The 15479-nt window shown below is 53.4% G+C and carries 9 protein-coding genes; 6 read left to right on the plus strand and 3 right to left on the minus strand.

Translation table 11 applies throughout. The annotated features are described in order from the left end of the window. Nucleotides 1-52: 52 nt before the first annotated feature. The 3 genes from DFER_RS26555 to DFER_RS26565 all read right to left on the minus strand — a co-directional run bounded on the left by DFER_RS26555 (nt 53) and on the right by DFER_RS26565 (nt 3949). Nucleotides 53-2518: a heavy metal translocating P-type ATPase gene (locus DFER_RS26555; protein WP_229206124.1), complete on the minus strand. Its 2466-nt coding sequence runs from the start codon at nt 2516-2518 to the stop codon at nt 53-55. Between the two features lie 88 nt (nt 2519-2606). Continuing rightward, nucleotides 2607-3593 carry a type II toxin-antitoxin system antitoxin SocA domain-containing protein gene (locus DFER_RS26560; RefSeq protein WP_015814760.1) on the minus strand — a complete coding sequence of 329 codons (987 nt, stop codon included), beginning with the start codon at nt 3591-3593 and terminating at the stop codon, nt 2607-2609. Beyond that, the gene (locus DFER_RS26565) at nt 3590-3949 is read right to left on the minus strand and encodes a hypothetical protein (RefSeq protein WP_015814761.1); all 360 of its coding nucleotides are present in this window, start codon (nt 3947-3949) and stop codon (nt 3590-3592) included. The genes DFER_RS26560 and DFER_RS26565 overlap by 4 nt, the downstream gene beginning before the upstream one ends. A 245-nt stretch (nt 3950-4194) precedes the next feature. On the opposite strand from DFER_RS26565, the gene DFER_RS26570 reads away from it, so the two are divergent. The 6 genes from DFER_RS26570 (at nt 4195) to DFER_RS26595 (ending at nt 15477) form a co-directional block, all read left to right on the plus strand. Continuing rightward, nucleotides 4195-4749, plus strand: a complete 555-nt coding sequence (locus DFER_RS26570) for an RNA polymerase sigma-70 factor (protein WP_143828817.1) — start codon at nt 4195-4197, stop codon at nt 4747-4749. A 73-nt stretch (nt 4750-4822) separates the two neighbouring features. Next, complete coding sequence (locus DFER_RS26575) at nt 4823-5791, plus strand: FecR family protein (protein ID WP_015814763.1); 969 nt, start codon at nt 4823-4825, stop codon at nt 5789-5791. 278 nt (nt 5792-6069) lie between these two features. Next, a complete protein-coding gene (locus tag DFER_RS26580) occupies nt 6070-9603 on the plus strand; it encodes a SusC/RagA family TonB-linked outer membrane protein (RefSeq protein ID WP_015814764.1) in 3534 nt (1177 codons plus the stop codon). A gap of 10 nt (nt 9604-9613) precedes the next feature. Next, entirely contained in the window at nt 9614-11215 is a 1602-nt protein-coding gene (locus DFER_RS26585) for a RagB/SusD family nutrient uptake outer membrane protein (protein ID WP_041736728.1), read from the plus strand. Nucleotides 11216-11500: 285 nt separating this feature from the next. Next, on the plus strand, nt 11501-14230 hold the full coding sequence (locus DFER_RS26590) for a PQQ-dependent sugar dehydrogenase (protein WP_015814766.1): 2730 nt from the start codon (nt 11501-11503) through the stop codon (nt 14228-14230). A 41-nt stretch (nt 14231-14271) separates the two neighbouring features. Continuing rightward, complete coding sequence (locus DFER_RS26595; protein ID WP_015814767.1) at nt 14272-15477, plus strand: n-acyl-d-glucosamine 2-epimerase; 1206 nt, start codon at nt 14272-14274, stop codon at nt 15475-15477. Nucleotides 15478-15479: the final 2 nt, after the last annotated feature.

Raw genomic sequence — 15479 nt, forward strand, 5'->3', positions numbered from 1 at the left:
ATTTTGATAGGTCAAAACTACCCGCGGCACGGCTGGCAAAGCATGACAACCGCTACGTCCGGTTTATGACATTGGTCAGTTTTTTGAGACAGCGCCGCGCAGCCGCATTGCTGGCCAGGGTGGTAAAGGCTACAATGGTGATGGAGCTGACAGGCATGAGGATTGCCGCAATAACCGGCGAAAGGTGCCCGGTGATGGCGAATGACAGTCCCAGAATGTTGTAAATCAAGGAAATGGCGAAGCTCTGCCGGATAATGCGCTGCCCGCTGCGGGCCAGGGCAATGTAGCCGGGCAACAGGCTGAGCTGGCTGCCCTCCACAATGGCGTCGCACGAAGGCGAGAAGTTGTTGATATCGTCCGACACCGCCAGCCCGACGTTGCTCTGCCGCAATGCGCCGGCGTCGTTCAGGCCGTCGCCGACCATCAATACGTGGCGGCCTTCGCGTTGCAGGTTCCGCACGAAGTCCAGTTTCTGTTCGGGTTTTTGGTTAAATAAAAGGGTAGCATTCGGACCGAAAAGCGGCGTGAGCAACTCGCGGTCGGTAGGGCGGTCGCCGGACAGCAGGTAGGTGCCGATGCCCGCGTCGCGCAGCGCGGCAAGCGTTTCAGGAAGTTCGGGGCGGTATTTGCTGCGGATGGTGAAATAGCCTTTCACCGCACCGTCGATCGCAATGTACACCCGGCTCGATTGCCCTGCATCGTCATCGGCAGCAGCGCCCACCCAGCCCGCCGACCCGACCCGCACCGTTTGCGCGCCCCATTGTGCCGTCATACCCTTGCCGCTCGTTTCCGAAAAGCCGCTCAGCACGCGCTTGCTCGCGGGCACATCTGCCAAATGCTTCGCCAGCAGCCTGCTCAGCGGGTGCGACGATTGCGTGACCAGCGACTTGATCATCACCAGCTCTTCCCGGGTGGAAGGCTCTCCCGTAAAGTCGATTTCGGCGTCGTCGGGCAGGGTAATGGTGCCCGTTTTATCAAATACAACCGCGTCGATCTGCGCCAGCCGTTCGATGCTGTGGGCATTTTTGGGATAAAAGCGATTGCGGCTGAAAACGCTCAGCAGATTACCGTTCGTGAATGTAGACGATAGTAGCAGCGCGCACGGGCAGGCCACGAGAAGGGTAGTGGTGAATGCGAGAAAAGCGGTTTCCGCATTATTAAAGGCAAAAAACCAGACTAAAAACGTGACCGTGGCGATGCCCAGCACCACGAGGGAAAAGTAACGGTTAATGCGTGCCGCAAGCGAGGTATTGGCGTCGTCTTTTTCCCTGGCAAATGCTTCGTTGTTCCAAAGTTGCGTGAGGTAGCTTTGCGACACCGCGCGAAGCACTTCGAGCTCGATGGCCGCGCCCTTATGCTTGCCGCCGGCGTAAATGGTATCGCCCTTCCGCCGCTCTACCGGCTGCGATTCGCCCGATACGAAGCTGTAATCGATCATCGCGAGCGGGCTTTGCAATACCGCGTCGGCCGGGATCAATTCCTCATTGCGGACCAGCATCCGGTCGCCCTTTTGAAGGTCGGTAATGGGTTTGCGCGTTTCGGTTTCACCGTCGGTCATCGAAATGGCGACAGGGAAATAGGATTTGTAATCGCGGTCGAAGGACACCCCGGCGTAGGTTTTGTCCTGAAAATACCGGCCAACGAGCATAAAAAACACCGCGCCGGCGAACGAATCGAGGTAGCCGGGGCCGGATTGCGTGGCCAGTTGGTAAATGCTGATCAGGAATACACAGCTCAATGCCAGTGCAATCGGCGCGTCGATGTTCAGGTAACGACCTTTCAGCGCCGCCCACGCCGATTTATAAAAATCCGCTGCGCAGTAGAAAAGGACGGGCAGGCTCAATGCGAGGTTCAGCACACCGAAAAGCGTACGCAGGTTCTGATCGGACGTGTTTTGTCCCAAATGAAAATATTCCGGGAAGCTCAGCATCATAATGTTCCCGAAAGCGAAACCGGCTATCCCGATTTTGTAAAGTCGCGTACGGTTCCATTTGCCGGCTTTTTTGCCCGAAAGGTCGTCCATGCTCAGGTAGGGCTCGTAGCCGATCCGCGTGAGCAGTGCCGCGAGCCCGCTCAGGCGCAATGCGGCCGCATCGAATGTGATGCGGACCTTTTTTTCAGGGAAATTCACCACCGAGCTTCGCACGGCCGGGTGGAGTCGATAGAGATGTTCTAGCAGCCAGATGCATGAGCTGCAATGCATTTTGGGCAAATACCAGTACACCGTCGTGAGCCGCCCGTCCGTGAACTCGATCATTTTATCGTGAACTTCCGGCAGGTCGAGGTGGTCGTATTTGTTTTTGTAAAAAGAAGGGTCGGGCGAAATGCCCTGGGCGCCGTCGATGGAATAATACTGACATAAGTCACTCTCTTTCAGTAATCCATAAACGGTCAGGCAACCGTCGCAGCAAAAATCGTGGTCGTCGGCGTGCAGTACTTCGTCGCGGCAGTCTTCACCGCAATGGTAACAAACGTGCCGGGTATCGGGAGTAGCCTCGGGGGCCGTTAATATGCTCATGGTCATGGTCTTGTTAACCTTCGCTCAAAATTGGAGCAAATGACCAGCCCGCCGGATGACGCCGGGATGTTGGGAAAACTGACTTTTGTCAGGAAATGGGCTTTATCCCCTGGCGGAGCTCGAACGCATACCGATAATTGATGAGCGCTTTTTGATCGGCATTGTCCATCCAGCCCGTTTCTTCATGGCTGAGTTTCACGATATCGTCGGTAGATAGTTTTGCATATCGATTTGCCACGTGTTCAAGTACATCAAGTTCTTCCGGCGAAAACAGCGTTTGGTCGAACGCAACTTTTGCATTGATCTCGTCGCCGTAAGCACCATTTCCGAAATACTGCTCGTCTATGCTGATTTGCCCGGTTTCAGACAGATTGACGTACATTTTCTGAAATTGCGAAGGCACCGGGCCGAATTGTATCGCCCGGTATTCCAGTCCCGTTGTGGAATAGCCGGTTAGTTTGTAAGTGTTGAAGTCCGTATAAAACAGTAGTTTATTGAGTTTTGTCTTAAACAGCGGACTCTTCAAAAATCCCTGAAAGAAAGCGATAATGCCAGCTATTTTGGAAAGATCAGGCTGGCGGTAGCCGTTGAGTTTTGATGGAAAAACAGCCTCCTGGGCGGGTTGTGCACGCAGGTTTTCGGCCGCGAGTGTAAGTTTGGCAACTTCTTTTGCGGTCAGAAAGCAGGCGCTGGCGGATACCTGCTGTATGAATGTTTCAGGGTTTCGGATCGACATGATTAGCCGGCCAATCGCGACCGACGGTACTTCTCCTGACTCATACAAGCGATACGAATTTGCACCTAGCCCCAGGATTTCGGACATTTTGCTGGCCGAGATCCCATACCGCTCCCTGATACGCCTGATTTCATCCGGAAACGGTATCCCGTACTTTTCGCGGTACTGGTTGTGCACCTGCACGATGCTCAACTCGTCCAGACGATCGTCGGTAAACCGCTCACCGGAATCTCCGCATTCATAATAATGGCTGACGATCGAAAACTCTTCCTTTCTGAACGCCACTTTGCTCGCTTCATGCCTTAAAAGCATTTCCTTACCTGTAATGGGACTTTTCATAATGATTTTTTAAATGGATACTCCATAGTTCTTTCCGCTTCATGAAATGATATACACAAGACATTCGAATTAACCCGACCCATTGAAATCTTGATGTAAAGCTCATGATTGTGATAATTTCTGCCAAAAAACCACATGTCTCCGCATTGATATAATGTATCTGCCAACGGCCCCTCCACATAGTCATCGGTACTAATGGCCTCGATAATCTGCCGCCGTTTCGCAGTCGAAATTTCGAGGCGTAGGAGCGTTTCCGCATTTTTAGGATTTTTCCTTTCAATGAACAGAATGTCAAATATTCGGTATTTCACAAAAAAGTCATCCAGGAAGCGCTGCACTTCATGACGGGTAGGCATAGTGTTGTACAGTGTGTTAATTTTATAGTTTTAAATCTATTTATTTTTAATAGTATATTCAACTATAAAGTTTAATCACTTAGCTATCGGCGGCTAAGATCTTTCTGCCAGCCCGGTCGGGCGATCTAAAAATCTTTTCACTTCCAGGTTTTCCCATCGTTTTAAACCAACGGAAATGCGAAATTGCGGCTTCCCAAACTCTTCCGACCATCGTTCCTGAAAATCCAAATAGCATCGACGACACTTTGCTTGCCCGCATGAAGGCGGGTGATAGCGACGCTTTTGCTACGCTGTACCGCAAATACTGGCGCCGTCTTTTTGATGCCGCGTACCGGCGGATCATGCTGCGCGAGGAATGTGAGGAGCTCATCCAGGAGATTTTCACCGATCTCTGGACGAAGCGCGAGACGCTGCTCATATCGGTCACGCTGGAAGCTTATCTTTTCGGTGCATTGCGGTACAGCATCTATAATATGATCCGTTCGCGTAAAATCTGGGAGGCGTATCTCGAACATTTACTGCAAATGCCCGGTGATGCCGGCAACGATACCGAGGACCGCCTGCACTACGAGGAACTTGCGCTGGCGCTGGAAAACAGCATTCAGAACTTGCCCGAAAAACTGCGGAAAGTGTATCAGCTGAGCAGGAAGGAACATCTTACTTACAAGGAAATCGCCGAGCGGGAGCAGATTCCGGTGGACACGGTCGAGAAACAAATGGGCCGGGCCCTGAAAATCCTGCGCGACAATCTAAAAGAGTTTGCCTGGGCGTGGATCGTGCTGGAAATGTGGGATTTGTAGAAAAATCAGGCCGGAGATGGCGGTAGTGGCGCGGAAATGTTACTATATCAAAAGCGGAGAAGCATACTGACAAATGGATAAAGATCGCTTGCTGTATTTACTGGAAAACGACAAGAACGGGCAGAATTCGCCCGCGGAGGCCGAGGAACTCGAAGCTTGGTACCGCTCTGCGGAAGAGCGTCCGGCATTTACGGCCGGGCTTTCGGCAAAGGGCTTGTCGGCCTTGGAAGATAAAATGTTTTTCAGGATTCAGGCGACGGCTCTGGGTGAAGAGCAGCGGGTTGAGCCGGAGGGAAAAAGCCGCAGCTGGTTCGGTTGGGGCAGGATTGCGGCGGCGGTGCTGTTTCTGATCGTCGCCGGGATCGGAATATATATGTTCCAGCGGCAGAGCGGACGCATTGTAGAAAGGACTGCCTTTGGAGAAACCCGGTTGATCACATTACCCGACGGCTCGGAAGTGACATTGAACGGCAATTCTGAGCTTTCGTACGAAGCCGGGTGGCCCGCGCTGCGGGAAGTGCGGCTGGATGGCGAGGCGTATTTCAATGTCGTGCACACCTCCGACCACCGGAAGTTCCGCGTGCGGACAGGCGCAGATTTCAGTCTGGATGTGCTGGGAACCCAATTCAATGTCAGCAAGCGCAAAAGCGGCACAAGGGTCGTGCTCGACGAGGGCAAAGTGCAATGTAACCTCGGCGACGCCACGGGCGATACGCTCGTCCTCAAACCGGGTGAAATGGTGCAATTCCGCAAGCCGGCGGAATACCAGCGATCGCACGTGGAAAAAGGCCTGTATTCCGCCTGGAAAGATCACAAACTGGTTTTCAAAAATACCTCACTCCGCGAAGTAGCGGCCATATTGCAGGATACTTACGGCTTCGAAACAGAAGCCAGTCACCCAGATTTACTCGATCGGCAGATTTCCGGCTCCGTTCCGACGGATAATGTGGAGCTGCTCCTGCAAGGCATCGCCGAAGCGTCCTCCATTACCATCACCCGAGACGGCGACCAGCTTGTTATCGGTCCCAAGTCCAATCAATAGTCTTACGTATTCAGCTTTCCGGCGGTCAAAATCACAATCATTAGTTAATATTTTATATTATTAAGTAGGCTTATATTTAGTATATTAATGCTAAATTGATTAATACGAAGCCGGTAAACGCAGCTTTTTGAACTTTTTTAAAAAAAATGCGAAAAAACTTTCGTCGCTAATGGCGGTATGCCAAACGAAATGGTACTCTATGTTCAGAACCGCGGAATATTGTTGTACGTGTTTCGGATTATGGCTATTTAAACTAACCCTGTAACCTGCTTGCGCCTATGAAACGACTGATTACCACACTTCACCTGATCGCCATCTGCCTCTGCGCCGTGCCCCGGGCAGAGGCGCAGCCGGTCGCCCTGTCGAGGCTCGAACCGGGCGGTCGTCCCGACGTCCGGCCTCGCCAAGCGGTATCCCTCGAAACAAAATTGCGGGCCCTGGAAAAGCAGTTTCAAGTGTCTTTCCTGTACAACTCGGAGTATGTCAACGGCAAAACCGTGAAGGAAATGGGCAAGGCTGGCTCGCTGGAAAATTCGTTGCGCAAAATCCTTGAACCAAATAACCTGGCATTCAAGAAGCTGCGTGATAATTTTTACGTGATCTACATTAAAGACGAGGCCGGCGAAAAGGAAGGTGACCGCCCTGCAACGGAGCCCGGCACCCTGTTGAAGCAGCAGCCGACCGGACAATTGCCCGCCACCCAGCCCGTGAATACACTGGCTTCGCTATTCAAAGGCCCGGCAATGCGCAAGGCGGCCGACATGGCCCTTACGGTTTCGGGCGTGGTGGCGGATGCTGTCACCGGCGAGCCGCTGCCCGGCGCGAGTGTGATCGTGAAAGGCACGGGAATCGGCACGACCACCAACGGCGACGGTCGGTATGAACTGCCGAATGTGCCTGAAAATGCGACGCTTGTGTTTTCGTTCATCGGGTATTTGTCGTCCGAGTCGGCCGTGGAAAACCGATCGGTAATTGATATGAAGCTTTCGGCCGACTCCAAGTCGCTTTCGGAAGTGGTAGTTGTCGGCTACGGAACGGTGTCCAAAAAGGATGTGACCGGCTCGGTAGCTTCAATCGGAGGTGACGAAATCCGCAATATGCCCGTTCGCTCGGCGGCGGATGCATTGCAGGGCAAGGCGGCCGGCGTGATGGTAACGCAGGCGAGCGGCAGCCCGGGCTCCGCGGGGGTGGTGCGTATACGCGGAATCGGTTCGATTAATAACTCCAACGAGCCGCTTTACATCGTCGATGGCCTCCCGCAAACCAGCATCGGCTGGCTGAACCCGAACGACATCGAAACGATGGATATTCACAAGGACGCTTCGGCGGCGGCAATCTACGGCTCGCGCGCATCCAACGGATTGGTGATCATTACCACCAAAAAAGGGGCCAAATCGGAGTCGGTGAGCGTTTCGTTCGATAGTTACTATGGCTTGCAATCGCCCTGGAAGCGTCCGCACATGCTGAATGCGCAGGAATTTATCACCTACAAAAACCGGGCTGCGGAGGCTGTGGGCGTTACGCCGCCGATTTCGCCGGATATGCAAACGCAGGCGCTCAATTTCGTGCGGACCAATACCGGGCCGGAAGGAACCGACTGGTGGAAGCAGATCATGCACCAGAATGCACCCGTGCAGAGCTACAATATCACGGTTTCGGGAGGCAGTAAAAAGGTCGATTTCGCTTCTGCATTGGGTTATATGGATCAGAAAGGCATCGTTCGCGGCTCGGATTACCGCCGTATTTCATGGCGGAACAATGTTAATGCGGAAATCAACGACCGCGTTCGGCTGGGCAGCAACATTGCCGTGGTGTATGAAAGTCGCCGCAATATCGATGAGAACAATCCGTATTCCGGCACCATTTTCAGTGCCATGACCGCCGACCCGATCACGCCGGTTTACCGGGATAACCTGAAAGATATCCCTCCTTTTTATCAAACCATCATGCAGGGCTACGACGCCAGTAACCCGTTCTCGCGTTACGCCGGCATTTTGTATTCCAACAAACCGAACCCTGTGGGCCAGATCGAGCGGATGCGCCAGAGCATTTGGGAGGGGATCAGCATGAAGGGCGGTGCGAACCTCGAAGTGAAGATTTTTGAACCCCTCAAATTCCGCAGCAACTTTGGGCTGGACGTTCACAGGGGCCTTTCCAAAGGTTTTACGCCGCAATACTACCTGAATGGCTACGATTACGCGACCTACAACACCGTGAGCAATTATTCCTACTGGTCTAATTACTTCGTTTGGGAAAATACGCTGGCGTTTGATCAGGCCTGGGGGCAGCACCGCCTCAATGTGCTCGCGGGTACTTCCGCGGAGTTGACGAAAGGCCTGGAATATGGTGCTTCGAAACAGGGAGTTGTTAATAATGAGGAAGATATGCGGATTATCAATGCAGCTACCATCAATCCCGGGGCCTCGGGTTACACCTATTCCAATGCATTGAACTCCTACTTCGGGCGGGTGAGCTATTCCTTCGGCGGTAAATACGTGCTCACGGCGAACGTGCGGCGCGACGGCACCTCACGTTTTGCGAAAGACTACCGCTGGGGGACATTTCCGTCGGTATCGGCAGCCTGGAACTTTACCAATGAAGGGTTTTTTAAAGATGCGGGCCTGAAATGGCTGTCGGAAGGTAAGTTACGGGCCAGCTACGGCCAGATCGGCAACCAGAACGTGGCGAACGGCGCTTATTTATCAACCTACGCGAACAACAACCGCTACCTTTTCGGCGACAATAAAACATGGTACATGGGCGCAGGACGCAATAGCATCGGCAACCCGATCCTGCAATGGGAAACGTCCAACCAAACCGACATCGGGCTCGACCTGGCGTTTTTGAATCATAAACTCACACTTACGGCCGATTATTTCAAAAAGGCGGTCGATAATATGCTGCTGATCGTGCCCCTGCCTACCACGCTCGGCTATCCTAACTTTCCGTGGTCGAATGCGGGCAAGATGGTCAACAAAGGTTGGGATTTTGCGATTGGTTATGATGATGAAGTGGCTGGTTTTCAATATGGTATCAAAGCCACGCTCTCTACATTCACGAACAAGGTAACGACCCTTGGAGGCGGCGAGCCGATTTACTCCACGGCCCACCTCGGTGAAACCATCACCAAAACCGAAGAAGGAATGCCGGTAGGTTACTATTTCGGATGGCTCACCGACGGTATTTTCCAAACCCAGGACGAGGTGGATGCAAGCGCGCAAAAAGGCCTGTCGACGCCCGGGGACATTCGTTTCCAAAACATCAATGGCGACCAGTTGCTAAATGCAGACGACCGTACGAAAATCGGTAATCCGTGGCCGGACTTTATTTACGGATTAACGGTGAATGCTGCCTACAAGGGGTTCGATATCAGCGCTTTCGTGCAGGGGTCGCAGGGTAATGATGTGATGAATATCCTGCGCTACGATACCGAGGCTGGAACCGGCTGGTACAATGCGCCAAAGGGTTTTCTGGAAAAGGCGTGGAGCGGCCCCGGCAGTACCAACGAATACTACAAAATCTCCCAGAATGCGGGTTTGAATACCAATGTTTCCAAGTATTTCGTGGAGGATGGCTCCTACCTGCGCATGAAAAACGTGCAGATCGGGTACAGCCTGCCGGGAGGTTTACTGCAAAAGGCGAAAATAAAGCAGGTGAGGTTTTATGTAGGTGCGCAAAACCTCTTTACCGTAACCAAATACAGTGGTCTGGACCCGGAAATGGGCTCGACGGACCCCAAGCTGACGGGCATCGACCAGGGATTTTTCCCGCAGGCCCGTACATGGATGTTTGGTATCAATGCAAAATTCTAACATATTCATCATGAGAAACTTATCATTCATTATACTCGCGTCGTTGCTCGTGCTGGCTTCGTCGTGCTCCGACGATTTCCTCGACCGCACGCCTCCGGGCAACCTCACCGACGAAACATTCTATAAATCGCCGGATGCCGGTTTTAAATCGCTCGTAACCTGCTACCGCGGCTTTGTGAGCAACTTCTGGGGCTACGAGGCGGCGCGCGCCGAACTAGGCAATATGGCCACGGACGATGCCGACAAAGGCGGTTCCGATGCCGGCGACCGCCCATTCGTGACCGACCTCGGTTTTGGCCGTGCGCTGTCGTCCAACGAAACACTGGCAGGTTACTGGACCGCGCGGTACAGTGCCATTGGCAACTGCAATGTGGCGCTGGAACGGCTGCCCGAAGCGAACCTTATCGATGCGGGCGGCGCGCCGCTCAGTCCGGAGTTAAAGAGCCGGTACCTGGCCGAAATCCGCTTTTTGAGGGCATTCTTCTATTTTGAACTGGCGGAAGTATTCGGCGGGGTGCCGCTGGTGACGAAAACGCTCACCGTCGACGACCGCACGAAGCTCGCGAGGGCATCGGCAACCGAGGTTTTCCAGTTTATCGAAGCGGAACTGACGGCCGTGGCCAACGATCCGGCCATGCTTTCGGCTACCAACCTGCAAGCTGCCGAGCTGGGCCGTGCCACCCGGGAGGCGGCCTGGGCGCTGCTGGCGCGTACTTATCTGTTTTTTGCCAAGGACGATGCGGCGCTTTTTGCCAAGGCGCGTGACGCGGCCAAAAAGGTGATCGACTCCGGTGCTTTTGCGTTACACCCTCAGTTTCAGGAGATATTCCTCGAAAACGGGTATAAAACCAAGGAGGCCGTGTTTTCAATCATCATGGGCGACGATCCGGCGGTCCCGATCATCGGGAGTACGATTAATGTGTATTGCTCGCCGCGTGGTGCTACCGGTGGCTGGGGATTTGATTTGCCTACGCAAGACCTTGTCAATGAGTTCGAAGCGGGCGATCCGAGGTTGCTGTTCACTGTGCTGCAATCCGGCGACGAATTCCCGAAGCTGAATGGTACCAAAGAAGTGCTCGACTTTTCGACCTATCCGAATACGGGCTATCACAGTCGTAAAGTGTATCTGCCGGAAGCGCGTCGCGGCCAGGGCTGGGGCAATGATGCCTGGACGTACCATCCGATTCGCTATGCCGATGTGCTGCTGATGTATGCCGAGGCATTGATCGAAAGCGGCGGCGACAAGGCAGAGGCCGTGAATTATATCAACCAGGTGCGCAAGCGCGCGTCGGGCTCGCAGCGCAAGGACGTGGAAGCAGCGTCACGCGTGTTGAAAGTGGCTGAAAAACCGCTCCCCGACATCAAAACAAGCGACGACCTTCGCAAAGCCGTCCGCCACGAACGCCGTGTGGAGCTGGCCATGGAATACCACCGCCTGTTCGACCTTATGCGCTGGAACACACTCGTGCCGACCATGAAGGCCTATTCGACCAAACCACTAACAAACGGCAAAGGAGGCAACTTCACAGCCGGCAGAAACGAAATCTTCCCAATCCCACAAATCGAGATCGACAGGTCAGGAGGATCGATTGGGCAGAATCCGAATTATTAATGAGCCGCCGTGGAACGGGGAATGATTGAATGATTGAATGATTGAATGATTGAATGATTGAATGATTGAATGATTGAATGATTGAATGATTGAATGATTGCGTGGAACGGGTAAATGAATAGTCATGAACGAAGAATAGCTGTATACGCTTGCTGATTTACCAAATACAAACTATTCAATCATTCAATCATTCAATCATTCAAAATTTACAACCCATCGTTCAAAATTTAAATCAACAACGTTAGTTTATTTCATAATCTATTTTATTAAGTTTATCGGGTGAAGATGTTCAGATCTACATTTGGGTTATTGGTGGCTGCGGGGCTTTGTGTGGCTTCGGTAGGGCGGTATGACCGGCCGTTGTTCAGGGAGGTAGTGGGTAATCCGGACGGCGGTGGTGCTGTTCGGGCGGGGGGAGCCGTGCAGTTGGAAGGGCCGGATTCGAGCCGGTTTACGTATACCAAACTCGTTTCAGGGCTGGATGAGCCGATGGGGATGGCGATACTGCCGAATTTTGATGTCGTGGTGGCGGAGCGGAAAGGGGCTGTCCGGTACTTCAACAATGCTACCAAGGAAGTTTCGACCATTGCGCAGTTCAATGTTTTCAGCGGCATCGAGGATGGTTTGCTGGGCGTGGCTGCCGACCCGGATTTTAAGAACAACAACTGGATTTACTTCTATTACGGCGTGGGCGGCGAGAAAAGCGTGAGCCATCTCGCACGGTTTGAGCTGAAAGGGCAGAAACTGAATCAGCAGTCGAAAAAAGTGCTGCTCGAAGTGCCCACGCAGCGGCAATATTGCTGCCATTCCGCCGGTCATATCACCTTTTCGGACGGCCTGCTCTATTTATCAATCGGCGACAATACCAATGCTGAGGAAATAGAAGGCCACACGCCGATCGACGAGCGCCCCGGTCGCGAACTGTCCGATGACCAGGCCGCTACCGCCAACAGCAACGATTACCGGGGCAAAATTCTGCGGATCAAGCCCGAGGCCGATGGCACTTACAGCATTCCCGACGGAAACCTTTTTCCGAAGGACGGTTCGCAGGGAAAGCCGGAGATCTACGCCATGGGCGTTCGTAACCCGTTCCGCATTTCAGTTGACCCGAAAACAAAGTTTCTGTACTGGGGCGACGTCGGTCCGGATACCGAAGTGCCTGGTAGCGAGGGAAAAATGAGCTACGACGAGATCAACCAGGCGCGGAAGCCCGGGTTTTTTGGCTACCCCTATTTCCTGGGCGATAACGAGGTGTTTCCCGACTACGACTTTGCTACCAAAAAAGAAGGTCCGGGTAAAGACCCGCAAAAGCCGGTGAACGATTCGCCGCATAACACGGGCATCCGCGACCTGCCGCCTGCGCAGCCGGCGTTTATCTGGTATGGGAAAGGGCCTTCCAAAAAATACCCGCTGGTAGGAAAAGGAGGGGCGAGCGCGATGGCCGGGCCGGTGTATTACAGCGACTTGTACCCCAATGCCCCCTATAAGCTCCCCGAATATTACAATGGCAAGCTGTTTATTTTTGAATGGATCAGGAAGTGGATCATGGCCGTAACCATGGACGCCAATGGCGACTATGTGGCTATGGAGCCGTTCCTGCCCCAGTTGAAAGTGGTCGCGCCCATCGACATGCAGATCGCCCGCGATGGCGCCATCTACCTGCTGGCCTACGGTACCAACTGGTTTGCCCGGAACACCGATTCGGGCATTATCCGCGTGGAATATACCGAAGGTAACCGCAACCCCATTGCGGCAGTTTCTACCGGCAAAACAATCGGTGCTGCACCGTTTAAGGCTACACTTTCGGCCAAAGGATCGAAGGACTACGATGCGGCCGACAAGCTGACTTATGAATGGAAAATCGGGACGAAAAAGCTGGCGGGTGAGGAAATCACGCATACTTTCACCAAACCAGGCACCTACAATGTGGTCCTGACCGTTTCCGACCAGCACGGCGGCAAAGGCACAGCCACAACCGAATTCAAGATCGGTAACACGCCGCCAGACGTGAAAATCGAGACGACCGCAAACCGGAGCTTTTATTGGGACAATGCACCATTTAATTACACCATTAAAGTAACCGATAAAGAAGACGGCAAGATCCAGCGGTCGCGCATCCACGCCGGGTTCACTTACCTGGCATTTGGGAAAGACCTGGCCGGTGCATTGTCGGGCGGGGAAGGGGAGAATATCCGCTATGCCGCCACGGCTAAGCTGTACGCGTCGCTCGATTGCAAAGCCTGCCACACGATGGAAACCAAATCCATTGGTCCGGCTTTGAAAGAAATCTCAAAGAAATACGCCTCGGACACAGGCGCGGAGCGTATGCTTGCACGGAAAATCATCACCGGCGGAAGCGGTAACTGGGGTTCTTACCCGATGCCCCCGCATGCCGATTTGCCCGAGAAAGATGCGCGCGAAATTGCCGGTTATATTCTGTCGCTGTCGAAAACTACCGGCCCGACACCGCTCTCTGCGCAGCTGAAACTGACCGAGCATATCGGCAAGGGAACGGAAGGCGCCTATGTATTGCAGGCTTCGTACACCGACAATGGCGCAAACGGAATAGGCCCCCAGAAAACCGCCAGCCACATTGTGCTGCGCAATCCGCTCATCCAGATGGAGGATTACCAGGAAGGCAACGTAGGCGTGGTGATTGCCACGCAGCATACGGGTTACGTATCCTACATTGCCAATATTACCAATGGAAAATACACCAGGTTCAACCAGATCGACCTTTCGCACATTAAGAACATTCGATTGCGCATTCAGGAACATGGCGCGGGCGGAACCATCGAGCTGCGGCAGGGGAGCAGGGATGGGCAGTTGCTGGGCAAAACAGAAGTCCCCGGCGGACGCCTGGAAGACCTGAAAACCGGTTGGAAAGAAATTTTACTGCCGGTGAACGGCGGTGCGGGCGTTCATGACCTTTTTCTGGTGTTCAAAAACGAAAAGTTTAAGAGCCCCATGTTCCATATTGACTGGATGTATTTCGAAAGCGATTTTAACCCTTAACCTTCAACAAAGGACTATTCCTGAACCTTAACCTGATTTTCATGCAACCCGAAAAGTATATTGAGCAGTACCGCCGCGCACTGTTGGATGATGTGATCCCTTTCTGGATGAAAAACTCTCCCGACCGCGAATCGGGCGGCTTTTTTACCTGCCTCGACCGGGACGGCAATGTGTTCGATACCGACAAATTTATGTGGCTCCAATGCCGGCAGGTGTGGTGCTTTGCCATGCTTTACAACCAGGTGGAAGCCCGGCAGGAATGGCTGGATATGGCGCTTTCGGGTGCTGCATTTTTGCAAAAATTCGGGCGCGCGCAGCACAACGGCCCGGACGGCGGCGCTAATAGCTGGTATTTCTCGGTCGACCGCCACGGAAACCCGCTCATGCAGCCGCACAGCATTTTTTCCGATTGTTTCGCCACCATGGCGTTCGGGCAACTTTACAAGGCTACCGGCCGGGAGGAATTCAAAACCATTGCCACAGACACTTTTTACGATATTCTCAAACGGCAGGGCAATCCCAAAGGTATTTACAACAAGGGCGTGCCCGGTGCGCGGCCGTTGGAAAGCTTCGCGCTGCCGATGATCCTTTGTAACCTCGTCCTTGAAATCGAGCCGCTGCTGGAACCGGCGTTGGTGGACGAGGTGATCCAAAACGGCATTGATACGGTGATGAACAAGTTTTACCGGCCTGAGCTAGGCGTAATCCTCGAAAATATAGCACCGGACGGTTCCTTTTCGGATTCATTCGAAGGCAGGCTGGTGAACCCGGGCCACGGGCTGGAATCGATGTGGTTTATCATGGATCTGGCCGAGCGCACTAACGACAGCCAACTGGCGCAAAAGGCGGTGGACATCGCGATCCAGCTCATCGAATACGGCTGGGATGATGAGCACGGCGGGATATTCTATTTTATGGATATAAAAGGCAACCCGCCCCAGCAGCTCGAATGGGACCAGAAGCTCTGGTGGGTGCACATGGAAACGCTCATCACGCTGCTCAAAGGCTACCTGCACACGGGCGACGAGCGCTGCGCGCAATGGTTCGAGCGCCTGCATGCATACACATGGAGCCATTTCCCTGATCCCGAATACGGCGAATGGTTCGGCTATCTCAACCGCCAGGGCCAGCCGCTGCTCACCTTGAAGGGCGGTAAATGGAAAGGCTGTTTCCATGTGCCGCGCGGGCTGTACCAATGCTGGAAAACCCTGGAAGCCATTCAGGCCAAAGTAACCATGAACGTCTGACC

It is taken from the genome of Dyadobacter fermentans DSM 18053 (assembly GCF_000023125.1).
Lineage (GTDB): Bacteria > Bacteroidota > Bacteroidia > Cytophagales > Spirosomataceae > Dyadobacter > Dyadobacter fermentans.

Bases quoted from the DNA above. Each gene is read 5' to 3' on its own strand.
- DFER_RS26555 (WP_229206124.1), bottom strand. From the start codon at position 2,518: ATGAGCATATTAACGGCCCCCGAGGCTACTCCCGATACCCGGCACGTT.
- DFER_RS26560 (WP_015814760.1), bottom strand. From the start codon at position 3,593: ATGAAAAGTCCCATTACAGGTAAGGAAATGCTTTTAAGGCATGAAGCG.
- DFER_RS26565 (WP_015814761.1), bottom strand. From the start codon at position 3,949: ATGCCTACCCGTCATGAAGTGCAGCGCTTCCTGGATGACTTTTTTGTG.
- DFER_RS26575 (WP_015814763.1), top strand. From the start codon at position 4,823: ATGGATAAAGATCGCTTGCTGTATTTACTGGAAAACGACAAGAACGGG.
- DFER_RS26580 (WP_015814764.1), top strand. From the start codon at position 6,070: ATGAAACGACTGATTACCACACTTCACCTGATCGCCATCTGCCTCTGC.
- DFER_RS26585 (WP_041736728.1), top strand. From the start codon at position 9,614: ATGAGAAACTTATCATTCATTATACTCGCGTCGTTGCTCGTGCTGGCT.
- DFER_RS26590 (WP_015814766.1), top strand. From the start codon at position 11,501: ATGTTCAGATCTACATTTGGGTTATTGGTGGCTGCGGGGCTTTGTGTG.
- DFER_RS26595 (WP_015814767.1), top strand. From the start codon at position 14,272: ATGCAACCCGAAAAGTATATTGAGCAGTACCGCCGCGCACTGTTGGAT.